Consider the following 24736-nt stretch of genomic DNA (forward strand, 5'->3'; position numbering starts at 1 on the left):
CTGCGCCGTTCAGGCAGGACGGTAGTGCGCGGCGACGGCGCCGGAGGCGAACTCCTCGCGCGCCACCGGGGTGAGCATCAGGTGCCCGGGTAGACCGTCGAGCAACCTCGGCCCGTGCCCGGCGAGGACGGGCTGCACCACGAACACGTACTCGTCGACCAGCCCCGCCGCCACGAGCGCGGTGGGCAGGGTCACGCCGCCGAGGAGGATCCCGTCACCGGGCTGTTCCTTGAGCCTGCGAACCGCCGCCACCGGGTCACCGTGCAGCAGTTCGGCGTTCCAGTCCACGTGGTCCAGCGTGGCGGACACCACGTGTTTCCTGGCCTGGTCGATCGCCTCGGCGAAGGGGATCTCCCAGGTGTCCATCCACTGTGGCCAGGTGCCGTCCGGCGGCCTGCGCCAGGCGTCCTCCATCATCCGGTAGGTCGTGCGTCCGAGGAGCATGGCGTCCGCGCGGGCGGTCTCGCGGGCCCAGAAGGCCATGGTCTCCTCGTCCGGGGGCGTCCCGGCCTCATGGTGGCAGCAGCCGTCGAGGGTCACGTTGATCGCGTACCGAAGGGGCCTCATGGTGGACCTTCTCTCGTGTCGCAGGGGGTGCGCGCAGGAACCCCGATGCTACCGCCGTCCCTCCTGCGACAGCCGTCCGTCGTGCATCTGCGCCACCCGGTCGGCCCGGTCGAGCTGGTTGCGGTCGTGGGTGACCAGCACGGTGGCCAGCGAGTGCTCGTCGGTCAGTTCGCGCAGCAGGTCCACGACCTGGTGCGACAGCCGCTCGTCCAGGGCGGACGTCGGTTCGTCGGCGAGCAGCAGGCCGGGCCCGGGCATCAGCGCCCGGGCGATATTCACCCGCTGGCGCTGGCCGCCGGAGAGCTGGGCGACGCGGCGTGCGCCGAAACCGTCCAGCCCCACGCGGGCCAGCAGCTCGTCGGCACGGCGTCGACGTGCGGCGGTGATGCGCCGTCCGGCGATGTGGTCGGTGACCAGCAGCTGTTCGCGCACGTCCAGGGCGTCCAGCAGGTTGGGGGACTGGAAGACCACGGAGGTGGTGCCGGTCGTGGACACCGTCCCGGAGTCCGGGGTGGTCAGCCCGGCGGCGACGGAGAGCAGCGTGGACTTGCCGGAGCCGGACTCGCCGACCACGGCGACGAGTTCGCCTGGGTGCACGTCGAGGCTCACGTGGTCCAGGGCGGTCACGGTGGACCCGCCGTCCGGGTAGGTCAGGCAGATGTCCTGCATGCGGAAGGTGTCGGTGATCGTTTCGGTGCTGCTGCTGGTGCTGGTTGTCATGCTGATGCTCCTAGTGCGAGGTGGGGGTCGACGGTGGACACCCGGCGCATGGCGACGAGGGCGCCGCCCATGCCGAGCACGAACACGCCGACGGGTGGGAGGAGGAAGGTCGCGGCCGACACGGCGAAGGGCACCGTCCCGGCGGCGAGGGCGCCGAGGACCCCGCCGAGTGCGGCGCCGCCGACCACGCCGACGGCGAGGATCACCGCGGCCTGCACCGCGGCATCGGCGACCACGTAGCCGGTGGACGCCCCGAGGGCGCGCAGCACGGCGATGTCGCGGGTGCGCTGGATCGTCCACACGCTGAGGAAGGCGACGACGACCAGCGCGGAGATGCCGTAGAGCAGCCCCTGGATGGCGAGCAGAGAGCCGCGTTCGGACTGGTAGGCGGGCAGTCCGGCGAAGGAGTCCTCCACGCCGACGGCGGTGGTGCCGGTGGCCTCGGCGACGGCGTCGAACCGGTCATCGTCCACTGCACCGCCCGGTCCGTCACCGCTGACCATCAGGACGGTGGGGGAGGACGGCCCGTCCGCCCCGGTCATCCGCGCCCAGGTGTCCATGTCGGCCCAGGCGACGGGCTGGTGGTTCAGGTGCACGGTGTCGGCCGTGCCGCCGAGCTCGTCGGGCAGCAGGACGCCGCGGGCGGGCACCTCGCCGCCGGGCACGGCCGTGCCGGACGGCAGCCCCATCAGCGTGACGGACGCCAGGGCGTCCTGCCCGTCGCCGGGGACCTGCAGGCGGGTGGAGGCCACACCCAAGGGCACCACCGAGGAGGCGCCGAGGGCGTCCTGCCAGGCCTTCTCGTCCTGTGGGGTGATGCTGGAGGAGGTGAACGACACCTCGCCGCCGAACACGAACCGGTCCGGGCCCAGGGCCTTGAGCGCGGAGGTGTTCTGGTCGGCCAGCCCTCCGGTCAGCCCGGTGAGCATGACCAGCAGCAGCGTGATCAGGGCGACGACCGAGGTGATCAACGAGAAGCGGCCCCGTGCCGCGGCGATGTCTCTGAGGCCCAGGTACATGGGTGTCCTCCTGTGGTTGTGGGGTGGAGTCGATGTGCTCATCGTCGCCGGGCGGCGGGGTGCGGGACATCGACCGGAGAACTGAACTTCGGATCAACCGATCGGTCGATGTCCCCGCCGTGGCGCCTCGCCTAGGCTCGGGACACGTGAACCCCCGAACCTCCCTGCCGCAGATCCTCGGCACCCTGCGTGTGACGCTTCACGTGGTCTTCGTCGCCCTGGCGTTGTTCGCGCTGGTGCGCGTGGTCGTCGACGTGGTCTCCGGCGCGCCGACGTTGCGCGGCTGTGCGGCGGTGGTGGTGATCCTGCTGCTCGTGGCGGTGTACGCGGCGGGCACGGTGACGGCGCTTCCGCGCTGGTGGTCACCGTGGTGGCTGGCGGTCCTGCTGGTGGCGTGGACGGCGGCGACGGCGCTGAGCCACCATGCGGTGTGGCTGCTGTTCCCGTTGGCGTTCCTGATCCTCGCCGTGCTCGACGGGCGCCCCGCAGGCCACCGCACGGTGCAGGTAACTGTGCAGGTGGCGGTGCTGACGGCGGCGTGGGCGGTCGGTGCGTTCGTGCCGATGCTGACCGGGCAGGGCGGGGGAGTGCCCGCCGCGGTCGGTCCGGGCATCGGCGTGCTGTTCGCCGCCGGCGCCTACCGCACCTACCGGTTGCTGGCGGCGGAGGCGGAGCGGCAGCTGGCCACGGTGCGGGAACTGCACGCCACCCGCGACCGTCTGCTGGCCACGGAGAAGAACGCCGGACGCCTGGAGGAGCGCGAGCGGATCTCCCGGGACATCCACGACACGCTCGCCCAGGGCTTCAATGCGGTGGTGCTGCTCTCGCGCGCGGCGTCGACGGCGGTGCGTCAGGACCGGACGCGGGACGCGCTCGGGCAGTTGTCGCTGATCGAGGACACCGCCGCCGACAACCTCGGGGAGGCGCGCAACCTGATCCGCGACCTCGCCGCCGGCGGGCGGGTACACGACACAGCCACGGTGCTGGGCCGCATCGTCGATGACGTCGTCGCACGTCAACGCGCCCTCGGCGATCTCCTCGACGTCGATCTCGTGGTGCCCGAGGAGTTCGGGTCGGCCGCGGGGCTGCCCTCTGCGGTGCAGGACGCGGTGGTGCACATCGTGCGCGAGTCGCTGACCAACGTGGTCCGTCACGCCGACGCCACGCGGGTGCGCGTCGAGCTGGGCCGCGCCGGTGACCGGCTCACCCTGAGCGTGCAGGACGACGGGTGCGGCTGGGCCGAGGCGCCGGATGCGCCGGAGTCTGAGGACGCGACGCGCCCACCGCAGGACGGTGGCTTCGGCCTGGTGGGTATGCGTCTCCGGGCCGCCGACCTGGGCGGTCGTCTCCAGGTGACCGCGGCGCCGGGGGAGGGCACCCGGGTGTGTGTCGACCTGCCCGCCGACCTGCCAGACGTGGAGGCGGGCCGGTGAGCGGAAACGTCACAGTGATGCTCGTCGACGACCACCCGGTGGTGCGCGCCGGGCTGCGCGCGATCCTGGACGCCTTCGATGACGTCCGTGTCATCGCCGAGGGGTCCGACGGTGCCGACGTCGCGCAGGTGGGTGAGCTCGACCCCGTCCCGGACGTCCTGGTCGTCGACATCCAGATGCCCGGGGTGGACGGTATCGAGGCCACCCGGCGCAACACCGCCGCCGGCGGCCCGCCGGTCCTGGTGCTCACCACCTATGACACCGGACACCACATCATGGACGCCTTGCAGGCCGGGGCGTTGGGCTACCTGCTCAAGGACGCCCCGGAGGAGGTCCTGCACCGGGCCGTCCTCGACACCGCCGCCGGACGCCGGACGCTTCCCCCGGAGATCGCCGCCCGTCTGGCCGAGCAGGTCAGCCGGACCACCACGTCCGGCGGGTCGGGGGAGGCGTTGTCGCAGCGGGAGCTGGAGATCCTGGCGGGGTTGGCGACGGGGGCGAGCAACCGGGAGCTGTCCTCGCGCTTCGTGATCTCATTGGCCACGGTGAAGACGCATCTGATACATATTTATCAGAAGTTGGGTGTCGAGAATCGGACCGCCGCGGTGGCCGAGGCCCGCTCACGGGGGCTTCTCGGGGGAGGATGAGGAGGTCAACTGTGATCTTCTTCACGAGGGCGGGGGTCGGTTGGTACTTGCCACTATGAGGGTCGTACAGTGTCTATGACACTGGAGGTGCCATGACTGTTAAATACGACGATCCCGCGGCAATCGAGCACGGGAAAATTTCCATCAAACCGCTGAGGGAGAAGCCGGGCTTCCCCTCCTGGGCGATGAAGCTGACGATGGCCGTGACTGGCATCATCTTCGGCCTCTTCGTCCTCGTCCACATGGTCGGAAACCTGAAGGTCTACACGGGTGCCGACCACTTCAACGAGTACGCCCACTTCCTGCGTGAGGTCGGCGAGCCGCTCATCCCGCGCGAGGGTCTCCTCTGGATCGCCCGCGTGGTCCTGCTGGTCGCCCTGGTCCTGCACGTGTGGTGTGCCTTCGCGCTGAAGAAGCGCTCGCGGGAGTCCCGCGGCGCCTTCAAGCGCACCGGCAAGGTCGGTGGCCTGAACACCTTCACCGCCAGCTCCATGCTGGGTACCGGTATGGTGCTGCTGCTGTTCATCATCTTCCACATCCTCGACCTGACCATCGGGGCGGAACCGGCGGCGTCGAACGTCTTCGAGCACGGTGAGGCCTACGCGAACCTGGTGGCCTCGTTCGAGCGTCCCGTCGTCGCGATCTTCTACATCCTGTGCATGCTCGTCCTCTTCCTGCACCTGAGCCACGGTATCTGGACCGCGTCCTCCGACCTGGGGATCACCGGCCACCGCACGCGTCAGGTCATGCTGTGGATCGCCTACCTGCTCCCCGCCGTCGTGATGATCGGCAACATCTCCATCCCGCTGATGGTGATGTTCGGCGTCGTGAGTTAGTCCGGGAACTAGGAAGAGAGAAGAGACTATGGGAACCAGTAAGCCCCACCCCCACAACCAGACCCCGGACTTCGACTACGACGAGGCCCTGCAGGCCTTCACCTCGCCGAAGTCCTCGGTCGACGGTGTGGCCGTCGGCAAGACCATCGGCGACAACGCGCCGCACGAGGTCGGCCAGCAGCAGCAGTGGCAGTTCGACAAGGAGCACTTCAAGCTCGTCTCGCCGCTGAACCGTGCGAAGTTCCGCATCCTGATCGTCGGCACCGGCCTGGCCGGTGGCGCCGCCGCAGCCGCCCTCGGTGAGCTCGGCTACGACGTGAAGGTGTTCACCTACCACGACAGCCCCCGCCGCGCGCACTCCATTGCCGCGCAGGGTGGCGTGAACTCCTCGCGGTCCAAGAAGCTGGACAACGACTCCACGTACAACCACACCAAGGACACCGTCAAGGGCGGTGACTACCGGTGCCGCGAGAACGACTGCTGGCGCCTGGCCATGGAGTCCGGCAAGGTCATCGACCACATGAACGCCATCGGTGCCCCGTTCTCCCGCGAGTACGGCGGAACCCTGGCCACCCGTTCCTTCGGTGGTGTGCAGGTGTCCCGCACCTACTACACCCGTGGACAGACCGGTCAGCAGCTGCAGCTGGCGACCACCGCCGCGCTGTACCGTCAGATCGGTGCCGGCAACGTGGAGATCTTCACCCACTCCGACGTCCAGGACATCATCGTCGACGACGGCGTGTGCAAGGGCATCGTGACCCGAAACATCATCACCGGCGAGCTGTCCACCCACACCGGGCACGCCACGGTGCTGGCCACCGGCGGTTACGGCAACGTGTACCACATGTCCACGCTGGCCAAGAACTCCAACGCCAGCGCGATCATGCGTGCCTACGACCAGGGCGCCTACATGGCGTCCCCGTCCTTCGTGCAGTTCCACCCGACCGGCCTGCCGGTCAACTCGGACTGGCAGTCGAAGACGATCCTGATGTCGGAGTCGCTGCGTAACGACGGCCGCATCTGGACCCCCACCACCAAGGGCGACGAGCGCCACCCCAACGACATCCCCGAGGACGAGCGCGACTACTTCCTCGAGCGCCGTTACCCCGCGTTCGGCAACCTGGTGCCCCGTGACATCGCCTCGCGTGCGAACGCGCAGCAGATCAACGGCGGTTACGGTGTGGGCCCGAAGAAGAACTCGGTGTACCTGGACCTCACCCACGCCATCAAGAAGCTGGGCGAGGACACCATCCGCGAGCGCTACTCCAACCTCATCCAGATGTACGAGGAGGCGATCGGTGACGACGCCTACAAGGAGCCGATGCGCATCGCCCCGACCTGCCACTACACCATGGGTGGCCTGTGGACGGACTTCCACGAGATGACCTCGATCCCGGGGCTGTTCTGCTCCGGTGAGTCGTCCTGGATGTACCACGGCGCGAACCGCCTGGGTGCGAACTCGCTGCTGTCGTCGTCGGTGGAGGGCTGGTTCACCCTGCCGTTCACCGTCCCGAACTACATCGCCCCGCTGCTGGGCCAGGACGTGCCGGACGCCGAGTCGGACGCAGCGAAGGACGCGCTCAAGCGCGCCGACGAGCGTATCGACAAGATCCTCAACATCCGTGGCTCCGACCCGCACGGCGCAGAGTACTACCACCGCCAGCTCGGTGAGATCCTCTACCGCTGCTGCGGCGTGGCCCGCACCGTCGAGGGCATGCAGTCCGGCATCGAGGAGATCCGCAAGGTCCGCGCCGACTTCTGGGAGAACGTCTTCGTCCCCGGTGGTCGCGACGAGATGAACCAGCAGTTGGAGAACGCCCTGCGTGTCGCCGACTACCTGGACCTCGGTGAGCTCATGTGCGTCGACGCCCTGGACCGTGACGAGTCCTGTGGCGCCCACTACCGCGAGGACCACCTCGACGAGGACGGCGAGGCCGAGCGTAACGATGACGAATGGTGCTTCGTCTCCGCCTGGGAGCCGGGCGAGAAGCCGGAGACCTTCGTGCGTCACGCGGAGCCCCTGTACTTCGACCGCATCCCGCTGATGACAAGGAACTACAAGTAATGAAACTGCATCTTGAGATCTGGCGTCAGGCGGACCACACCTCGGAGGGACACTTCGAGTCGGTGGAGGTCCCCGATGCCGAACAGGCAATGTCCATCCTGGAGTTGCTCGACCACGTGAACTCCAAGTACGTCGAGGCCGGCAAGGAGCCCTTCGCCTTCGCCTCCGACTGCCGTGAGGGTATCTGCGGCACCTGCGGTCTGCAGGTCAACGGTCGTCCCCACGGCCCCGACAAGAACAAGCCGGCCTGCCAGCAGCGGCTGAACAGCTTCACCGACGGTGACACCCTCAAGCTGGAGCCCCTGCGTTCCGCGGCGTACCCGGTGATCAAGGACATGGTCGTCGACCGGTCCGCCCTGGACCGCGTCATGGAGAAGGGCGGCTTCGTCTCGATGGCCGCCGGTACCGCACCGGACGCCGACAGCCTCCTGGTCAACCACGAGGACGCCGAGCTCGCCCTCGACCATGCCGCCTGCATCGGCTGCGGCGCCTGCGTGGCCGCCTGCCCGAACGGTGCCTCGCACCTGTTCACCGGCGCGAAGCTGGTGCACATGACGCTGTCCCCGCTGGGTCGCACCGAGCGTGGCCGTCGTGCCAAGAACATGGTCGACGAGGCCGAGGGAACCTTCGGCCCGTGCTCGCTCTACGGCGAGTGCGCCGACGTGTGCCCGGCGGGTATCCCGCTGACCGCCGTCGCAGCGATCACCAAGGAGCGTGCCCGCGCCGCCATCCGCGGCAAGGCCGACTAGCACCCCGGGGGATTCCCCCCGGGCATCGGGAGTAGGCACCCGCCGACACCCGTGCGCTAGAATCATCACGTCACCCGGGCAGAAAAGGGCGCCGGGCACACCGAAAGACGAAAGAGGATGACGATGTCCGCAGATCTCGACACCAAGGGCAAGTTCTCGGCCTCGCCGGACTACCTCGACGGCTACGTGCCGTCCAGCTGGGATGCACCGCACTCCTCGCTGCAGCGTGCCACGACCTGGCTGTCCATGGCACTGCTGATGCTGGCTGTCTCCCTGATGGGCGTCGGCATCTTCGGTTTCGCCGCGGCCAGCGTGGACGCGCAGGAGAACGGCGTGACCATCGGCATCGTCGGCTGGGCCGTCGGTTTCGTCCTGCTCATCGCCTCCTTCATCGGCATCCACATCGGCCGTACCGGTACCCGCAACTACCGCAAGGAGACCGGCCGCGTCTTCTGACGCACCAGCCTCCTCCCGCACCTCCAGCGGGCCTCCGACCCCCGTTTTCCGCCAGCTGCCAGACAGCGCCGGCGGGACGGGGGTCGAGCCATGTCCGTCACGGGTGGAATAATGGGGCGGGTGACGACACCTGAGAACACCAGCACCGCCGACGGACGACTCGCCGTCCCCGGCCCGTCCCCCGAGTCCGAGGCCGAACGGCGCCGCGACCTGCGACGGCACAAGGCCTTCGCCACCAGCCTGCTGGTTATCGCCACGCTGATCTACCTCGTGTGCCGCTGGCTGGAGGCGACCGGACGCGACGGCGGCTGGACCGGCTACGTCCGCGCCGCCAGCGAGGCCGGCATGGTCGGCGCCCTGGCGGACTGGTTCGCCGTGACCGCCCTGTTCCGCCACCCGCTGGGCATCCCGATCCCGCACACCGCGATCATCAAACGCAAGAAGGACCAGGTCGGCCACGCCCTGAGCTCCTTCGTGGGCGAGAACTTCCTCAATGCCGCGCTGATCACCGAGAAACTCGGACAGGCGCGCATCCCCGAGCGGGCGGCGGACTGGGTGCTGGACGGGGGAGGTGCCGAACGTACCGGTGCCGAGGCATGCCGCCTCGTGGACCTGGTGGTCAACGGGGTGGACCCGGCGGAGGCCGAACAGCTGATCCGCACCCTGGTGATCGACAAGGTCTCCGAACCGACCTGGGGCCCGCCGCTGGGCCGTGGGCTTGAACAGCTCATCAGCGAGGGACGCACCGAACCCGTCGTTGACGCGGTGGTGGTGTGGCTGGACGACAAGGCCCGCGACAGCGAGGACCTCATCGTCCGTCTGCTGGACGAGAGGACACCGAGCTGGGCGCCCCGGTTCGTCCGCGACCTCGTCGGTGACCGGGTGTACCGCGAGGTCGTGCAGTTCACCGGCGACGTGCGCGAGAACCCCGAGCACGAGGCCCGCCACGCCATCCGCCGGTTCATCGGCCAGCTCGCCCAGGACCTGCAGCACGACCCGGCGATGATCACCCGGGTGGAGAACCTCAAGGGCGACATCATGAACTCGCCGACCGTGCAGGCCCTGCCGGGCACCCTGTGGGAGTCGGTGCGCTCCACCCTGACGACCATGGCCCGCGACGAGGACTCGCTGCTACGCACGAAGATCGTCACCTGGGTCACCGACTTCGCCACCCGGGTGCGCACCGAGCAGGAGCTGCGGGACTCCCTGGAGACGCGCATCGTGCGCGCGGCGTCCTACCTGGCGGAGAACTACGCCGGCGAGGTCACCGGCATCATCGGCGAGACCGTGGAACGCTGGGACGCCGACGAGGCCAGTGACCGTATCGAGCTGATGGTGGGCAAGGATCTCCAGTTCATCCGGGTCAACGGCACCGTGGTGGGGTCCCTGGCGGGTCTGACGATCTACACGGTCTCCGAGCTGCTGTTCACGGTCATGTGAGGTCGGATAGACTCGGTAGCCATGATTGAACTTGTGAACATGGCGTTCAAGGGCCTGGCCTATCTCCAGGTCGGCTTCCTGGTCCTCGTGGTCGTCGGGGCGGTCTGGGGTGCGATCCAGGTCGCCATGACCCGGGACGACGCCTTCACCGTGATCGACCGGTCGAAGCAGAACTGGCTCCTGCTGCTCGGCGGGACCGCCGTGGGCGTGCTGGTGCTCGGGCCGTTCATCAGCTTCATCTGGATCGCTGGCGCGGTGATCGTGGGCATCTACTGGCAGGACATCCGCCCGTCGATCCGCGACGTGCTCGGTAACGCACAGTGACCGACGGTTTCGACCCCTCCCACGTCGCCCCCTCCCGGGTCGAGCTGGTGATGCTCGACCCCGCGTCCACCCGGCAGGACGCCGCCCGGGTCACCGGGCAGGCCACGGCCCACGGCTGTGCGGCCGTGTGCCTGCCGCCGACGTTGTTCCCGCTGCGCGACGTCCCGGAGGACCTGCGCCTGGTCGCCGTCGCCGGGTACCCCAGCGGCAAACACCACCCGTTGGTCAAGGGCAGTGAAGCGCACATGTCGATCGTCAACGGCGCCCACGAGGTCCACGCCGTCGTGGACGCCGCGAACGTGGTCGCCGCAGACGTGAACGCACTGATCAGCGAGATCGTCACCCTGCGTGAGGCCGTGCCGTACCCGGCCACGCTCCAGGTCGCGGTGGGGGGACCGGACACCGACCTGGCCCTGGGCGACGACAGGATCCTGGCCTTCTGCCGCGCCGCAGCCACCGCCGGGGCGGACATGGTCGCTGTGCCCCGCGGATGGACGGCCGCGGCGGCACAGGGTGCTGTGCCCGTGAAGGCCACCGGCGTGCGCACCGCCGCCGACGCGGCCCGCGCGCTGGGCGCCGGAGCCCGACGGGTCGCCGTGGCGTCCGACGCGCTCGGTGACGTGCTCGGGGAGACCCCTCAGGCGTAGTTCGCCGCCACCTGCTCCGGGAAGTTGCGCTCCACGGGCTTGCGGCGAAGCTTCAACGACGGGGTGAGTTCGGCGTCCTCCACGGTGAGGTCACGCGGCAGGATCTGGAAGCGTTTGACCTGCTCCCACCTGTTCAACGAGGAATTCAGCTCGTCCACGTAGTCCTGCACCATCTCGTGGGTGCGGGGGTCGGCGGCGACCTGCGCGTAGACGCCGGGTACCCCCTCGCGCTGTGCCCAGGCCAGCAGCGGGTCCTCGTCCAACGCCACCAGGGCACTCACGTAGGGGCGTCCCTCGCCGATGACCACGAGGTTCGACGCCACGGGGCACAGCCCCTTGAACGTGGCCTCCATCAACGCCGGTGCGGCGTATTTGCCGTTGGAGGTCTTGAACAGCTCCTTCTTGCGGTCGGTGATGCGGATGTAGCCGTCGGCGTCGAGGTCACCGATGTCGCCGGTGTGCATCCACCCGTCGTCGTCGAGCGCCTCGGCGGTGGCCTCCGGGTTGTTGTGGTAGCCGTCCATCACCCCGGCGCAGCGGAAGAGGATCTCGCCGTCGTCGGCGATGCACAGCTCCACGCCGTCCAGCGGACGCCCGATGCGTCCGGTGCGGTAGGCCTCCGGCATGCCCAGGCAGGAGCCGCCGCCGGACTCGGTCATGCCGTAGGCCTCGAGGATCATCATCCCGGTCGCCCCGAACCACCGGGAGATGTCGGTGTTCAGCGCGGCGGACCCGGAGATGAAGTAGCGGACGCGTCCGCCGAAGCGTTCGCGGATGGTGGAGAACACCAGACGGTCGGCGATCCTGGCCTGGATCCGGTCGAGGCGGGAGGCGGTCGTGGAACCGTCGCCGTGGTCGGCCTCGAAGACCTTCGAGCCCACACGGCTGGCCCAGTGGAAGAGGCGCTCCCTGATGCGCAGCGGGCCCGGGTCGTCGGCCATCATGGTGGCGATGCCGTTGTAGGCCTTCTCGAAAATGCGCGGTGCCGAGCCCATGAACGTGGGCTGCACCACGGGGAGGTTCTGCACGATCCGGTCGACGCGGCCGTCGATGGCCGACTCGAACCCGATGTAGAGCGGCATGGTGAGCAGCAGCTTGCCCATCACGTGCGACAGCGGCAACCACAGGAACTGCTTGTCGTCGATGGTGAGGTTCGTGCCCGGGGAGGTGCGTTCCAGTGTGCCCGCCATCGCCAGGACCTCGAAGACCAGCACCCGGTGCGGCAGCAGCACGCCCTTGGGGCGGCCGGTGGTCCCGGAGGTGTAGATCAGGGTGGCGAGGTTGTGGAGGTCGGTGGAGTCGATGCGCCCGTCGATCTCGCCGGGATCGGTGACGAGCCGGTCACGGCCGCGGGTGCGCAGGTCGTCCATGGTGATCACCCAGGATTCGTCGCCGGACAGCTCGCCGGACAGCTCGCCGGACAGATCCCCGGGCAGATTCCCGGGCACCTCGCCCTCCAGCAGGACCACCGTGCGTATCTTCGGCAGGCGGTCGCGCAGGCCCGTGAGTTTGGCGAGCTGTTCGGCGTCCTCCACGAAGACGATCTCGCTGTCGGAGTCGTCGAGGATGAAGCAGACGTCGTCGGCCAGGGTGGTGGGGTAGACGGTGACGGTCGCGGCGGCGGCGTAGACGATGCCGTAGTCGGCGAGCGCCCACTCGTAGCGGGTGGTGCAGGCGATCGCGACGCGGTCCTCGGGCTGCACGCCCAGGGAGATCAGTCCGGCGGCCACCTCGACCGCCTGTCGGCCGACCTCGCCCCAGGTCAGGGTCACCCACTTGTCTGGGTCGGTCGTATCAGGATTGGCGGGGTCGGGGAATGAGAAGGCGCGACGCTCGGGCGTCGCGGCGACGCGGTCGCGCAGCAGGTGGCCGGTGGAACGGATCGCGGGGTCGAAGGTGGTGAGGTCGGTGGTGGTCACGGTCGGACTCCTTCACGTGGTGGGGTAGAGGGCGGTGATGTCGGCGGCGAAGTGCTCCATCACGGGGCGGCGTCGCAGCTTCAGTGACGGGGTGAGCTCCTGGTCGTCCACCGAGAGCTCGCGGTCCAGGATCCGGAAGCGCTTGACCTGCTCCCAGGGGTTGAGGGTGGTGTTGAGTTCGTCGACGTAGTCCTGCACCATCGCGTGGGTCCGCGGGTCGGCGGTGACGCCCGCGTAGTCGCCCGGCACGCCGGTGCGCTGCGCCCAGGCGGCGAGTGCGGCCTCGTCCAGGGCGATCAGGGCGGTCACGTAGGGACGGGACTCGCCGACGACCACGATCTGCGAGGCCACCGGGCACAGGCCCTTGAACCGGGCCTCCGTGGGGGCCGGGGCTACGTACTTGCCGTTGGACGTCTTGAACAGCTCCTTCTTGCGGTCGGTGACCTGCAGCCGGCCGTGTGGGTCGAGGGTGCCGATGTCCCCGGTGTGCAGCCAGCCGTCGTCGGTGAGTGTCTCGGCGGTCTGCGTCGGGTTGTCGTGGTAACCGGCCATGACCCCGGGGCCGCGCACCAGGATCTCGCCGTCGTCGGCGATGTCCACCTCGAAGCCGTCCAATGCGGCGCCGACGGTGCCGGGCCGGTTGGTGTGCGGCAGACCGAGGGTGGCCACGTTGGTCTCGGTCATCCCGTAGCCCTCCAGGATCGGCAGTCCGGCGGCACCGAACCAGCGGGCGACGTCGGAGTTCAGCGCCGCCGAGCCGGAGATGAAGTAGCGGATTCGCCCGCCGAACCGGGCCCGGACCTTGGCGAAGACCAGGCGGTCGGCGAGCCGGGCCTGAAGCCGCTGCCACCGTGTGGTCGAGGCGGCGTTCCCGTCCCCGGCCCCGTCCCCGCCGGCGGCGTGGACCTCGACCGCCACCCGGGACGCCCACTGGAACAGCCGCTCCCTGACCCGCCACGGTCCGGGGGCCTCCGCGGTCATCGTGGTGATGCCGGTGTAGGCCTTCTCGAAGATCCTCGGCACGGAGGCCATGAACGTCGGACGGCTCGCCCCGATGTTGTCCACGGTGCGGTCGATGCGCCCGTCCACCGTGGTCTCGAAGCCGATGTGCACCGGCAGCAGGATCATCAGCTTGCCCATGACGTGGGCCAGGGGAAGCCAGAGGAACTGCTTGTCGTCGATGCCCGGCAGCGTGTCCCCGCTGTTCACGGTCCTGTCGATGCTGCGGACCTGCCCCGTCCACACCCGGTGGGGCAGGAGCACGCCCTTGGGTGTGCCGGTGGTGCCGGAGGTGTAGATCAGCGTGGCCAGGTCGTCCGGGCCGGTGGCGTCGGTACGTGCGGCGACGGCGTCAGGGTGCTCCCGCAGGTGCCCGCGCCCGCGGCGGGCGAGTTCGTCGAGCGTCACCACCCAGTCGTCGGGACGGTCCGGGATGTCGTTGTCGAAGACGACCACGGTGTGGACGTCCGGCAGCTCGTCGCGCAGGGCGGTGAGCTTGGCCAGTTGGCAGGCGTCCTCGGCGAAGACGACGCAGCTCCCGGAGTCGCCGATGATGTGCCGGACGTCGCGGGCCACGGTGGTGGGGTAGACCGCCACCGTGGCCGCGCCGGCGCACATCGTGGCGTAGGTTGCCACCACCCAGTCGTAGCGGGTGGTGCTGGCGATGGCGACGCGGTCGCCGGCATCGACGCCCAGGGTGATGAGCCCGGCGGCGAGTTCGTCGGTGTGCCGGCCGACCTGCGACCAGGTCACGGAGGTCCAGCCGAGGTCGGTGCCGGTGGCACCGGTGGTGGTGGTCGTAGGGTGGGTGAAGGCGCGGCGGTGCGGGGTGTCGGCGATTCGTCGGCGCAGCATGCGTCCGACGGTGTCGTCCTCCGTGCTCGTGGTCATGGGTGGTCCTCCGGTAGACCTATTGTTGTGAAACCTAAGTACGTCGGGACGGACGTGTCCCGTGGTGCCGGTGCGACGGGAAGGGGAGGAGCGTCAGTCGTTGCGCTTGATGTCGGCGAGGATCGCCGACCAGGTCTCCAGTGCGCTGCGCTGGTGCGAGCGGGTGTCCACCAGCACCGAGCCGAGCCCCAGTCCGCGGGCCACGTCCAGGGTCAGTCCCAGCAGACGCCGGGTGCGCTGGTCGGACAGGTCGGCGTTCAGGGCCAGGCCGGTGAGCTGGTAGACCTCACGGCCGTAGCGCGCCTCCGCGGGGATGATGAGTTCCCGCAGGCTGGCATCCGTGCTCGCCGCTGCCCAGATGTGCAGGGCGGCGTGGAACGGGCGGTTGCTGAAGAACCCGAAGACCAGCTCCAGGACCTCCGTGACGGGGGCGCCGTTGCTGCCGGTCGACAGGTCGGCGACGCTGCGACGCAACTGCTGGGTGCGCTCGGAGAAGAACTCCTCGAGTGCGGCCTCGACGAGGGAGTCGCGGGTGGGGAAGTGGTGCTGTGCGGCACCACGGGAGACCCCGGCCCGGGCGGCGACGGCGCTCACCGTCGTCGCGGGGAAACCGTCGTCCGACAGGGTGTCCAGCGCAGCCTCGAGCAGGCGACGTCGCGTCACCCTGCTGCGCTCCTGCTGGGCCACCCTGCTCGGCACCGGTCTCCCACTCTCCTCGGTCATTGGTCAGTCACTCTAACACCGTCGTCACGGCGGGCGGACCTCACGCGGCCCAGTTCGGCGGGCGCTTCTGCAGGAACGCGGTGATCCCCTCGAGCGCCTCCGGCGTGGCGAAGAGCTCGGCGGACTTCTCCGCCAGCGCCGCGGCACCGGTGTCGAAACCGTCGACGACATCCCGGTTGATGATCGCCTTGGTCTCCCCCAGCCCCTGCGGCGAGCAGCGCACCAGGTTCTCCGCGGTGTCGCGGGCCTGCTGGTGCGGGTCGTCGACCACCGCGGTGATGAATCCGTGGTGTTCGGCGGTCTCGGCGTCGAAGCGCTCCCCGGTGAGCAGGTAGCGCGACGCGGCGCGGGACGCCAGGCGGGGCAGGACGGTCAGGGCGATCATCGCCGGCGCGACGCCGATGCGCGTCTCGGTCGTCGCGAAGGACGACCCGGGCGAGGCGAACACCATGTCGCAGGCGGCGGCCAGGCCCACGCCACCGGCCCGGACGTTGCCGTCCACCACCGCGGTGACCGGCTTCGGCAACTCCACGATGGTGCGCAGCAGCGCGATGAAGTTGGCGGTGACCTGCTCCGGCGGGGTGTCGCCGACGGCGGCGAGGTCCGCGCCGGAGCAGAACGTGGTCCCGGTGTGGTCCAGGATCACGCTGCGCACCGCGTCGTCCCGCGCCGCGGCCCCCAGTGCCTCGGCGAGGTCGCTGATGAGCTGCGGTGACAGTGCGTTACGACGGTCCGGCGCGTCGATGGTGATGCGCGCGGTGTTGTTCTCCGTGCTGGTGGTGATGGCCATGGTCGGCCTCCTTTCGGGGTGGACGTGGGGCGGTCAGTAGCTCTTCGGCAGGCCCATGACGGTCTGCGCGACGTAGTTCAGCAGCATCTCGCGGCTGACCGGTGCGATGCGCGGCAGGCGGGAGGCGGCGTACATGCGGGCCAGGCCGTACTCCGAGGTGAGGCCGTTGCCGCCGAGGGTCTGCACGGCCTGGTCGATGGAGCGCGCGGAGACCTCGCCGGCGGCGTACTTGGCCATGTTCGCCGCGGTGGCCGCACCGTCGAGGTCGCCCTGGTCGAAGCGGGCGGCGGCGTTGCGGCACATCAGGCGTGCCTGCTCCAGCTCGATGCGGCACTGGGCCAGCGGGTGGGACAGACCCTGGTGGGCACCGATGGGGGTCTTCCAGATGACGCGCTCGTTGGCGTACTTCACGGCGGTGTCCAGGGCGTAGCGGGCCATGCCGGTGGCCATCGCGGTGGCGATGATGCGCTCCGGGTTCAGGCCGACGAAGAGCTGGAAGATGCCGGCGTCGCTGTCGCCGACGAGGTCCTCGTCCTTGAGTCGGACGTCGTCCATGAACAGGGTGTACTGCGACTCCGGCAGCATCACCTCGGTGGGGATGTGGGACTTGGAGAAGCCCTCGGCGTCGGTGGGCACCATGAACAGGGCGGGCTTGAGCTTGCCGGTGCGCTCGTCGTGGGCGCGGGCGACGATGAGCACGGCGTCGGCCTGGTCCACACCGGAGATGAAGGTCTTCGACCCGTTGAGCACCCACTCGTCACCGTCCTTCTTGGCGGTGGTGGTGATGTTGTGGCTGTTGGTGCCGGCGTCGGCCTCGGTGATGCCGAAGGCGCTGATGAACTCGCCGGAGGCGATGCCCGGCAGCCACCGCTGCTTCTGGTCGGGGGTGCCGAAGGCGGCGATGATCGACCCGCAGATCGCGGGGGAGACGACGAGCATCAGCAGTCCGCAGCCCTCGGAGGAGAGCTCCTCCTGGACGATGGACAGCTCGAGCAGGCCGGCTCCGCCGCCGCCGAACTCCTCCGGCAGGCTGACTCCGACGAAGCCGAGCTCGCCGGCCTCCTTCCACAGTTCGGTGGGGTACTCGTCGGCGTCGGCCTTCTTGACCATGTACTCGTAGCCGTACTTCTTGGCGAGGGCGCGCACGGTCTTGCGCAGCTCCTCCTGCTCGGGGGTGTCGTTGAGGGGCATGCTGACCTGGGGCTGTGACATGGGTTTTCTCCTTGGAAAGTGGTGGTTAGTCGTCTGATTCGGGGGTGTCGATGACCGCCAGCAGGGTGCCGGTCTCGATGTGGTCGCCGGCGGCCGCGGCGAGTTCGGCCACGGTGCCGTCGGAGGTGGCCGAGATGGTGTGCTCCATCTTCATGGCCTCGATCGTCATGAGTTTCTGGCCGGTGGTGACCGTGTCCCCCACGGCGACGGACACGCTGGTGACCGTCCCGGGCATGGGGGCGACCAGCGCGCCCTCGGCGACGATGTCGGCCGGGTCGTCGTAGCGGGGCCGCTCGGTGAGGGTGACCGGGCCCAGGGCGGAGTCCACGCCGACACCGCCACCGGGGTAGCGGTGCACGGTGAGGGTGCGGCGGATGCCGTCCACCTCGACGACGACGGTCGCGGGGGTGCCCGTGTCGCGGGTGACGCCGTCGCCCGGGGTGACCTCCACCAGCCGGACGTCCGGCTCGCCGCCGAGCGTGACGGTCTCTGCGCCGGTGGAGCGCGAGGACCGCACGATCTCGACCTGCACCGCGTCGTCGTCCTGGCCACCGTCCTCGTTCTGCGCCTGGTCGCTGAGGAAGCGGTGGGTGGTGCGGGCGTCACCGAAGAGGCGGAAACCACTGCGCACGTGCCTGGTGGGGCGCGTGGCGGCGGTGGCCGCCTCGGCGACGACGGCGGCGGCGAAGGCGGAGACCGCCACCGCCGCGCCGTCGGCGAGCGTGATGGCCGAGACCTCGGGGTGGGTCTTCTCCAGGAAGGCGGTGTTGATGTCGCCGGCGCGGAAGTCCGCGTCGTCCAGGATGGAGACCAGCTGGTCACGGTTGGTGCCCAGGCCGTGGATGCGCGCGCGGCGCAACGTGCCGCTGAGCCGTCCCACCGCCTCGGCACGCGTCGGTGCCCAGGAGATGACCTTGGCGAGCATGGCGTCGTAGTTCACGCCGACCACGGCAGGACACCCCGGGCGGGCCTCCGGGCCGGCGTCGAGCCGGATGCCGGGCACGTGCGGCCCGGCGAAGGACGAGACCACGTCGTCGAAGTCGAAGCGCAGGACCTCACCGGACATCGGCCGGTAGTCGTGGCGGGGATCCTCGGCGTAGACGCGGGCCTCCACGGCCCAACCGTTCAGCTCCGGCGGGTTCTCCGCCGGCAGGGGCAGTCCGGCGGCGACGTCGAACTGCAGGCCCACCAGGTCCAGTCCGGTGGTGGCCTCGGTGACGGGGTGCTCGACCTGCAGGCGGGTGTTGACCTCCAGGAAGAAGAACTCGCCCTTGTCGTTGGCCAGGAACTCCACGGTGCCCGCACCGCTGTAGTCGATGGCGTGGGCGGCGGCGCGGGCCGCCTCGAACAGCCGCTCGCGCATCCCGTCGACCCGCTCGACCAGCGGTGACGGCGCCTCCTCGATGACCTTCTGGTGACGGCGCTGGATCGAGCACTCGCGCTCGCCCACCGCCCACACGCCACCGTGGTTGTCGGCCATGAGCTGGACCTCGATGTGGCGGCCGGACTCGATGTAGCGCTCGATGAACACCGTGCCGTCGCCGAAGGCGCTCTCGGCCTCGCGGACGGCGGCGGCGGTCTCGGACTCCAGCTCGTCCATGGTGCGCACCACGCGCATACCGCGGCCACCACCACCGGCGGAGGCCTTGACCAGCACCGGGAGCATGTCCTCGGTGATCTCGGAGGTCTCCAGGTTGGTGAGCACTGGCACGCCGGCGGCCTCCATGAGCTTCTTGGCCTCGGTCTTGGAACCCATCGCGTCGATGGCGGCGGGGGAGGGGCCGATCCAGGTCAGCCCGGCGTCGATGACGGCGCGGGCGAAGCCGGCGTTCTCCGACAGGAAACCGTAACCGGGGTGGACGGCGTCGGCGCCGGTGCGCTTCGCGGCGTCCAGCACGGCCTCGGCGTTGAGGTAGGTCTCCGCCGGGGCGTTGCCGGGCAGCCGGACGGCGGCGTCGGCCTCCAGGGCGAAGGCTTCGTTGGCGTCGGCGTCGGAGTAGACGGCGACGGTGGACAGGCCGCGGTTGCGTGCGGTGGTGAACACCCGTCGGGCGATCTCGCCGCGGTTGGCGACGAGGATGGTCGTCGGTGCAGAGTGTGTCATTTCTTCCTTCATCTGGTTGTCGCCCGTCACATCCGGAAGACGCCGAAGCCGTCGGCGCCCTCCACCGGTCCGGAGTGGATGGCGGACAGTGCCGTACCCACCACGGCACGGGTGTCGCGGGGGTCGATGACACCGTCGTCGTAGAGCATCCCGGACATCTTCAGCGGGGCGGACTCGGCGTCGGCCTGGGTCTTGAGCATGTCGTAGAGCTGCTTCTCGGCGTCCTCGGAGTAGTCCAGGCCACGGCCACGGGCCGACTGGGCGCTGATGCTGCTGATCACGGAGGCGAGCTGCTCGGAACCCATCACCGCCGAGCGGGCCGACGGCCAGGCGAACACGAAGCGCGGGTCGAAGGCGCGTCCGCACATCCCGTAGTGGCCGGCGCCGTAGCTGGCCGCGGTGATCAGGGAGATGTGCGGGACCGTGGAGTTGGACACCGCGTTGATCATCATCGCGCCGTGCTTGATGATGCCCTGCTGCTCGTACTCCTTGCCGACCATGTAGCCGGTGGTGTTGTGCATGAAGATCAGCGGGGTGTCGGTCTGGTTCGCCAGCTGGATGAACTGGGTGGCCTTCTGCGCCTCCTCGCTGAACAGCACGCCGCGGGAGTTGGCGAGGATGCCCACCGGGTAGCCGTGGACCTGCGCCCAGCCGGTGACCAGACCGGAGCCGTAGCGGGGCTTGAACTCGTCGAACTCGCTGGCGTCGACGAAGCGTCCGATGATCTCGTAGGGGTCGTAGGGGACCTTGAGCCCGTCGGGGACGATGCTGAGCAGGTCCTCCTCGTCGAGCACCGGGGCGGCGACGTCTGTCGACGGGGTCTGGCCCTTGCGGCGCCAGTTCAGGCGCCGGACGATGGAGCGTCCGATGCGTGCGGCGTCCAGCTCGTCGACGGCGAGGTAGTCGCCGAGACCGGAGACGTCGGTGTGCATCTGCGCACCACCGAGGCTCTCGTCGTCGGTGACCTCACCGGTGGCCGCCTTCACCAGCGGCGGGCCGGCGAGGAAGACCTTGGAACGCTCCTTGATCATCACCACGTGGTCGGACATGCCGGGGATGTAGGCACCGCCGGCGGTGCAGTTGCCGTACACGATGGCGATGGTGGGGATGCCCTCCTTCGACAGCTGGGTGATGTCGCGGAACATGGCGCCGCCGGGGACGAACACCTCCTTCTGGCTGCGCAGGTCCGCACCGCCGGACTCCACCAGCGTGAGCACGGGCAGACGGTTCTTGCGGGCGATCTCCTGCAGACGGTTGCACTTGCGCAGCGTCCACTCGTTGGAGGCGCCGCCCTTGACCGTGGGGTCGTTGGCCACGATGAGGCAGTCCACGCCCTCGACGGTGCCGATGCCGCCGACGACCGAACCACCGACGGCGAAGTCGGTGCCGAAGCCCGCCATGGTGCACAGCTCGAGGAAGGGCGACCCCTGGTCGAGCAGGGAGTCGATGCGCTCGCGCGGGGTCATCTTGTCTCGGCTACGGAGCCTCTCCAGGGACTTCTCGCCGCCGCCGGAGAAGGCAGACTCGTAGGCCTCCCGGATCTCGCCGAGCTTGTCTTCCATGGACTGCCGGTTGGCCTGGTACTCCTCGGAGCCCGGGACCACCGCTGTCGATGCGGTCATGATGCGTCCTCACTGTCGTTGCTGGTGTTGAGCAGGGAGACGGGCACGTCGACGTGGCGCGAACGCAGCCATTCGCCGAGCCCCTTGCCCTGCGGGTCGAAGCGGGCACCGTGGGCCACGCCCTGGCCGAGGATGTCCTGGACCACCACGTTCACCGCGTTGAGGTGCGGCAGGGCGAAGACCTCCACGTCGAGTTCCGCGGTCTCCGGCAGCAGCCGCCGGACCGACTCGGGGGTGACGGTCTCGACGAGCCACGGGTAGGCGGCGTCGTCGCGGGTCCACAGTCCGATGTTGGCGCTGCCGCCCTTGTCGCCGCTGCGCGCGTCGGCGAGCAGGCCGATCGGTGCGCGCCGGGTCTCTCCGGACGCATCCGGGCCCGGGACGGGCTCGTCGGTGTAGGACGACCCGAGCTCGGCGGTCACCTGCGGCGGTGCGACGGTCACGGTGGAGCCGTCGGCGAGGTTGGCGGTGTGCACCGGTACGTCGTTGTCGACGTAGGCGGGCGAGAAGGTGCCGTACATACCGGGCTTCGGCGGAACCCCGTCGAAGAAGGTGCCCGGCGGGGACGCCAGGGCGGTGCCGACCACGCCGCGGCCCCACTCGGCGATGAGGTCCTGGTTGGGGTCCCACACCACGCACACCAGACGGGCGGACGCCGCGGCCTGGGTGTCCGCGTCCGGGTGGTCGGTACGCTCCAGGCGGTACTCCACGGTGCGCGGGCGCGGCTCGAGGGTGTCGAGCTGGCGGGTGAACAGGTCCGCCTTGTCCTCCACGTCGAGCCCGGAGAACAGGACCTGGACCTCGTTGCGGAACCCGCCAAGCTTGTTCACGCTGACCTTGGTGGTGGGCGGGGGAGCCTCACCGGTGGCGCCGCTGATGCGTACCCGGTCGTCGCCGAGGTCCTCCACACGGAGGTGGTCGAGACGCAGGACGGCGTCCGGCCCGGCGTAGCGGGCACCGGTGACCTCGTAGAGCAGCTGGGCGGTCACGGTGCCGGCGGTGACCGCACCACCGGTGCCCTCGTGCTTGGTGATCACCGAGGAGCCGTCGGCGTGGACCTCGGCGAGGGGGAAGCCGGGCATCACGGGGCGGCCGTCGAGGACGCCGCGGTTGAAGCCGGAGTAGTTGCCGCCGGTGGCCTGGGTGCCGCACTCGATGACGTGCCCGGCGGCCATGGCGCCGGCGATCTGGTCGTGGTCGCCGGGGCCCCAGCCGAAGTGGTGGGCGGCGGGGCCCACGACCACCGAGGCGTCGGTGACGCGTCCGGTGACCACGATGTCGGCGCCGGCGGCGAGGCACTCGACGATGCCGAACGCCCCGAGGTAGGCGTTCGCGCACAGGGCGTCAGGAACAGTCGGTCGTAATGGTTCCCGGACGTCGTCGCCGTCGACGTAGGCGACGGTGAGGTCCAGTCCACGCTCCTCGACCTTCTTGCGCAGTGCGTCCGCCAGGCCGGACGGGTTGAGTCCGCCGGCGTTGGTCACGACCTTCACGCCGCGCTCGGCGATGCTGTCCAGGCAGGAGTCCAGGTGGTCGATGAACCGCCTGGCGTAGCCGAGGGTGGGGTCCTTCATCATCCCCTTGGCGAGGATGAGCATGGTGAGTTCTGCGAGGTAGTCGCCGGTGAGGTAGTCGATCTCACCGCCGTCGAGCATCTCTTTCATCGCGCTGTCGCGGTCACCGTAGAAGCCGGAGAAGTTGGCGATTCTCACGGGTGGGGTGTCACTCACGGAAAGCCTCCGAGTGTTGTCTGTGCAGTGGAATGCTTCCGACGGCTAATACTGTGGTTCGCCTACGGAAATCATGCTGCCAGTTGTAGCACCCGGAAACAATCACGCGTGACCGATTGGAACATTCGTGTCATGTGCGCTACATCACACCCCCATGTGGGGGAGGGGGACGTCGATCCTGCCGCGGCGCACCCTCCCCGACGCAGAGAGCAACCCCACGGGTCGGTCGCACCAACCTGTGGGGTTGCTCTCTCGGGATGCCCGCGCGGGGCGGGGAGGTCGGGGAGGGGTCAGCCCTCCTGGGTGGTCTGCCCCGAGTCCTGCCCCGAGTCCTCCGAGAAGCTGGAGGTGGACGAGGAGACGTCGTCGAGGCTCACGTCGGTGCCGTGCAGCTGGACCTTCAGGCCGTCCTCGGTGATCGTCGCGTCCTGGATCTGCAGGCCCTCCACGTCGTTGACGGTCTCCTGCAGGGAGTCGGTCAGTGACTGCACCATCGACTCCGGCAGGTCCATGCCCAGGATCTGGAGGTTCTGCACCTCGAAGTTCAGTGCGCCGTCCTCGACGACCGGGGTCATGCTCAGCGTCGCCAGGCCGCCGGTGATCTCCAGGTCCATGGTGTTGTCGGCGGTGTTCATCTGCACACCGGTGACCTCGATGAGGCCCTCGAGCAGGCCGCCGGCGCCCTCGGCGTCGTCACCGGAACCCTCCGCCTGCGACTTCTGGATCTCCGAGAGGAGCAGGTCCGGCGGCAGGGTGGTGTCCACGGTGATCTCACCGGCGGTGGGGTTGTCGGTTTCGGTGGACATGTCCTTGGCGTTGATCGTCATCGCCGGCTGGCCGGAGACGACCGGGCGCGACTGGTCGGAGTCCTCGTAGGACACGTCCAGGCTGGAGGGCAGGTCCGCCTCGAAGGAGGGGATCTTGCCCTGCAGCAGCCCGAGCAGGAGGGGAGACGTGCCGAAGCTCACCGAGGGGTCCTCGGTGAGCGCGGTGCCGCGTTCCTCGGCCGAGGAACGGATCTCGTCGACGACCGTGTTCTTCGCGTAGGCACGCAGTCCGAACTCGGCCACCGCCGCCAGGACGGCGAGGACGATGACGACGACGAGGAGAATCTTCCACCACCGGCCCGACCGCTTCTTGCCGGCGTTGCCGCCGTCCTGCGGTGATTGGGCCCCCCAGCCCTGCGGGCCGGTGGCGGATGGTCCGGTGCTGTTTGAAGTGCTCACCGGACCAGTGTGAACCATGACCACCCACCGGCGCCAGGTATACGGCGATTACCCGGTGGATTGTGCGGTGATCCGCAGGTTCACGGGGTGGATCAGAGGTTCTCCTTGATCCAGGTGTCGATGAGGGTGTTCTCGTTGTTGATGATGTCGCGGACGGCGTCGGCGACCTTGGGCTCGATGACCGGGCCGACCATGGGGATGGTGACGTCGATGTCGGCCTCGGCGGACAGGGTGGTGGAGTCGCCCTCACCGGTGAGGGTGAGCTCGGCACCGAACTTCACCGGGGCGCCCTTGACCTCGGCGGCCATGTCGCCGTTGACGACGCCGTCCTTCTCGTCGCCGAAGGTGACGGTGCGCTTGAGCTTCAGGTTCTGGGAGACCATGGAGCGCACGGCCTCGGGCAGCGCGTCGGTGGGCAGGACCTCGAAGAGGACGACCTCGATGGGCTCGGCGGTGAAGGAGTTGACTTCGCCGGGGACCTCGGAGAGGTTCTGGGCCTCGTACTCCCAGTACTCCTTGGAGCTCAGGGCCTTGATGACCTTGTCCAGCGGGTGGTTGACGGTCGTGGAGGACTCGATGTGTGTTGTCATGCAGAAAGGCTAACATCATAAGTGTGC

General features: G+C 69.3%; 22 protein-coding genes. 9 read left to right on the forward strand and 13 right to left on the reverse strand.

The genetic code is table 11. The annotated features are described in order from the left end of the window. Positions 1–9 precede the first annotated feature (9 nt). Genes ACT3UN_RS02585 through ACT3UN_RS02595 form a run of 3 tightly spaced genes read right to left on the reverse strand, consistent with a single transcriptional unit; the run spans position 10 to position 2306 of the window. Positions 10–567 carry a dihydrofolate reductase family protein gene (locus tag ACT3UN_RS02585; RefSeq protein WP_444656198.1) on the reverse strand — a complete coding sequence of 186 codons (558 nt, stop codon included), beginning with the start codon at positions 565–567 and terminating at the stop codon, positions 10–12. A 48-nt stretch (positions 568–615) separates the two neighbouring features. Continuing rightward, positions 616–1236: an ABC transporter ATP-binding protein gene (locus ACT3UN_RS02590; RefSeq protein ID WP_444656253.1), complete on the reverse strand. Its 621-nt coding sequence runs from the start codon at positions 1234–1236 to the stop codon at positions 616–618. Between the two features lie 47 nt (positions 1237–1283). Beyond that, the gene (locus ACT3UN_RS02595) at positions 1284–2306 is read right to left on the reverse strand and encodes an FtsX-like permease family protein (RefSeq protein WP_441582106.1); all 1023 of its coding nucleotides are present in this window, start codon (positions 2304–2306) and stop codon (positions 1284–1286) included. 146 nt (positions 2307–2452) lie between these two features. On the opposite strand from ACT3UN_RS02595, the gene ACT3UN_RS02600 reads away from it, so the two are divergent. The 9 genes from ACT3UN_RS02600 to ACT3UN_RS02640 all read left to right on the forward strand — a co-directional run bounded on the left by ACT3UN_RS02600 (position 2453) and on the right by ACT3UN_RS02640 (position 10903). Beyond that, entirely contained in the window at positions 2453–3739 is a 1287-nt protein-coding gene (locus ACT3UN_RS02600) for a sensor histidine kinase (RefSeq protein ID WP_444656200.1), read from the forward strand. A gap of 17 nt (positions 3740–3756) precedes the next feature. Then, positions 3757–4386 carry a response regulator gene (locus tag ACT3UN_RS02605; RefSeq protein ID WP_444656255.1) on the forward strand — a complete coding sequence of 210 codons (630 nt, stop codon included), beginning with the start codon at positions 3757–3759 and terminating at the stop codon, positions 4384–4386. Between the two features lie 92 nt (positions 4387–4478). Further along, positions 4479–5222, forward strand: coding sequence for a succinate dehydrogenase cytochrome b subunit (locus tag ACT3UN_RS02610; protein WP_301443326.1), 744 nt, complete (start codon positions 4479–4481; stop codon positions 5220–5222). Positions 5223–5250: 28 nt separating this feature from the next. Next, the gene (locus ACT3UN_RS02615) at positions 5251–7287 is read left to right on the forward strand and encodes a fumarate reductase/succinate dehydrogenase flavoprotein subunit (protein WP_301443327.1); all 2037 of its coding nucleotides are present in this window, start codon (positions 5251–5253) and stop codon (positions 7285–7287) included. After that, a complete protein-coding gene (locus ACT3UN_RS02620) occupies positions 7287–8036 on the forward strand; it encodes a succinate dehydrogenase/fumarate reductase iron-sulfur subunit (RefSeq protein ID WP_301443328.1) in 750 nt (249 codons plus the stop codon). Before ACT3UN_RS02615 ends, ACT3UN_RS02620 begins: the two co-directional genes overlap by 1 nt. Before the next feature lie 123 nt (positions 8037–8159). Further along, positions 8160–8492 (forward strand): hypothetical protein, encoded by a 333-nt coding sequence (locus tag ACT3UN_RS02625; protein ID WP_301443329.1) that lies wholly within the window; start codon positions 8160–8162, stop codon positions 8490–8492. A 111-nt stretch (positions 8493–8603) separates the two neighbouring features. Further along, positions 8604–9932 carry a DUF445 domain-containing protein gene (locus ACT3UN_RS02630; RefSeq protein ID WP_301443333.1) on the forward strand — a complete coding sequence of 443 codons (1329 nt, stop codon included), beginning with the start codon at positions 8604–8606 and terminating at the stop codon, positions 9930–9932. A gap of 21 nt (positions 9933–9953) precedes the next feature. Next, entirely contained in the window at positions 9954–10256 is a 303-nt protein-coding gene (locus ACT3UN_RS02635; protein ID WP_301443330.1) for a DUF2516 family protein, read from the forward strand. After that, positions 10253–10903 carry a 2-deoxyribose-5-phosphate aldolase gene (locus tag ACT3UN_RS02640; RefSeq protein WP_444656202.1) on the forward strand — a complete coding sequence of 217 codons (651 nt, stop codon included), beginning with the start codon at positions 10253–10255 and terminating at the stop codon, positions 10901–10903. Before ACT3UN_RS02635 ends, ACT3UN_RS02640 begins: the two co-directional genes overlap by 4 nt. On the opposite strand, the gene ACT3UN_RS02645 is transcribed toward ACT3UN_RS02640, so the two are convergent. The 10 genes from ACT3UN_RS02645 to ACT3UN_RS02690 all read right to left on the reverse strand — a co-directional run bounded on the left by ACT3UN_RS02645 (position 10894) and on the right by ACT3UN_RS02690 (position 24709). Continuing rightward, a complete protein-coding gene (locus ACT3UN_RS02645) occupies positions 10894–12822 on the reverse strand; it encodes an AMP-dependent synthetase/ligase (RefSeq protein ID WP_444656204.1) in 1929 nt (642 codons plus the stop codon). The two genes, ACT3UN_RS02640 and ACT3UN_RS02645, sit on opposite strands and share 10 nt — an antisense overlap. A 12-nt stretch (positions 12823–12834) precedes the next feature. Next, positions 12835–14712, reverse strand: a complete 1878-nt coding sequence (locus ACT3UN_RS02650; protein ID WP_444656206.1) for an AMP-dependent synthetase/ligase — start codon at positions 14710–14712, stop codon at positions 12835–12837. A 93-nt stretch (positions 14713–14805) separates the two neighbouring features. Beyond that, positions 14806–15435, reverse strand: a complete 630-nt coding sequence (locus ACT3UN_RS02655; RefSeq protein ID WP_301442731.1) for a TetR/AcrR family transcriptional regulator — start codon at positions 15433–15435, stop codon at positions 14806–14808. A 40-nt stretch (positions 15436–15475) separates the two neighbouring features. Further along, entirely contained in the window at positions 15476–16225 is a 750-nt protein-coding gene (locus tag ACT3UN_RS02660; protein ID WP_444656208.1) for an enoyl-CoA hydratase family protein, read from the reverse strand. A gap of 33 nt (positions 16226–16258) precedes the next feature. Continuing rightward, a complete protein-coding gene (locus ACT3UN_RS02665) occupies positions 16259–17416 on the reverse strand; it encodes an acyl-CoA dehydrogenase family protein (RefSeq protein ID WP_301442738.1) in 1158 nt (385 codons plus the stop codon). Between the two features lie 46 nt (positions 17417–17462). Next, positions 17463–19541 carry an ATP-binding protein gene (locus ACT3UN_RS02670; RefSeq protein WP_444656210.1) on the reverse strand — a complete coding sequence of 693 codons (2079 nt, stop codon included), beginning with the start codon at positions 19539–19541 and terminating at the stop codon, positions 17463–17465. A gap of 26 nt (positions 19542–19567) precedes the next feature. Next, positions 19568–21166: an acyl-CoA carboxylase subunit beta gene (locus ACT3UN_RS02675; protein WP_444656257.1), complete on the reverse strand. Its 1599-nt coding sequence runs from the start codon at positions 21164–21166 to the stop codon at positions 19568–19570. After that, positions 21160–22893 (reverse strand): acyclic terpene utilization AtuA family protein, encoded by a 1734-nt coding sequence (locus ACT3UN_RS02680; RefSeq protein WP_441582112.1) that lies wholly within the window; start codon positions 22891–22893, stop codon positions 21160–21162. Before ACT3UN_RS02680 ends, ACT3UN_RS02675 begins: the two co-directional genes overlap by 7 nt. A 290-nt stretch (positions 22894–23183) precedes the next feature. Further along, the gene (locus tag ACT3UN_RS02685) at positions 23184–24119 is read right to left on the reverse strand and encodes an LmeA family phospholipid-binding protein (RefSeq protein ID WP_444656212.1); all 936 of its coding nucleotides are present in this window, start codon (positions 24117–24119) and stop codon (positions 23184–23186) included. Between the two features lie 92 nt (positions 24120–24211). Beyond that, a complete protein-coding gene (locus ACT3UN_RS02690) occupies positions 24212–24709 on the reverse strand; it encodes a DUF2505 domain-containing protein (RefSeq protein WP_301442737.1) in 498 nt (165 codons plus the stop codon). Positions 24710–24736 lie beyond the last annotated feature (27 nt).

It is taken from the genome of Corynebacterium sp. AOP12-C2-36 (assembly GCF_052379185.1).
GTDB lineage: Bacteria > Actinomycetota > Actinomycetes > Mycobacteriales > Mycobacteriaceae > Corynebacterium.

Bases quoted from the DNA above. Each gene is read 5' to 3' on its own strand.
- ACT3UN_RS02585 (WP_444656198.1), bottom strand. From the start codon at position 567: ATGAGGCCCCTTCGGTACGCGATCAACGTGACCCTCGACGGCTGCTGC.
- ACT3UN_RS02590 (WP_444656253.1), bottom strand. From the start codon at position 1,236: ATGCAGGACATCTGCCTGACCTACCCGGACGGCGGGTCCACCGTGACC.
- ACT3UN_RS02595 (WP_441582106.1), bottom strand. From the start codon at position 2,306: ATGTACCTGGGCCTCAGAGACATCGCCGCGGCACGGGGCCGCTTCTCG.
- ACT3UN_RS02605 (WP_444656255.1), top strand. From the start codon at position 3,757: ATGCTCGTCGACGACCACCCGGTGGTGCGCGCCGGGCTGCGCGCGATC.
- ACT3UN_RS02610 (WP_301443326.1), top strand. From the start codon at position 4,479: ATGACTGTTAAATACGACGATCCCGCGGCAATCGAGCACGGGAAAATT.
- ACT3UN_RS02615 (WP_301443327.1), top strand. From the start codon at position 5,251: ATGGGAACCAGTAAGCCCCACCCCCACAACCAGACCCCGGACTTCGAC.
- ACT3UN_RS02620 (WP_301443328.1), top strand. From the start codon at position 7,287: ATGAAACTGCATCTTGAGATCTGGCGTCAGGCGGACCACACCTCGGAG.
- ACT3UN_RS02625 (WP_301443329.1), top strand. From the start codon at position 8,160: ATGTCCGCAGATCTCGACACCAAGGGCAAGTTCTCGGCCTCGCCGGAC.
- ACT3UN_RS02630 (WP_301443333.1), top strand. From the start codon at position 8,604: ATGGGGCGGGTGACGACACCTGAGAACACCAGCACCGCCGACGGACGA.
- ACT3UN_RS02635 (WP_301443330.1), top strand. From the start codon at position 9,954: ATGATTGAACTTGTGAACATGGCGTTCAAGGGCCTGGCCTATCTCCAG.
- ACT3UN_RS02650 (WP_444656206.1), bottom strand. From the start codon at position 14,712: ATGACCACGAGCACGGAGGACGACACCGTCGGACGCATGCTGCGCCGA.
- ACT3UN_RS02655 (WP_301442731.1), bottom strand. From the start codon at position 15,435: ATGACCGAGGAGAGTGGGAGACCGGTGCCGAGCAGGGTGGCCCAGCAG.
- ACT3UN_RS02660 (WP_444656208.1), bottom strand. From the start codon at position 16,225: ATGGCCATCACCACCAGCACGGAGAACAACACCGCGCGCATCACCATC.
- ACT3UN_RS02665 (WP_301442738.1), bottom strand. From the start codon at position 17,416: ATGCCCCTCAACGACACCCCCGAGCAGGAGGAGCTGCGCAAGACCGTG.
- ACT3UN_RS02670 (WP_444656210.1), bottom strand. From the start codon at position 19,541: ATGACACACTCTGCACCGACGACCATCCTCGTCGCCAACCGCGGCGAG.
- ACT3UN_RS02690 (WP_301442737.1), bottom strand. From the start codon at position 24,709: ATGACAACACACATCGAGTCCTCCACGACCGTCAACCACCCGCTGGAC.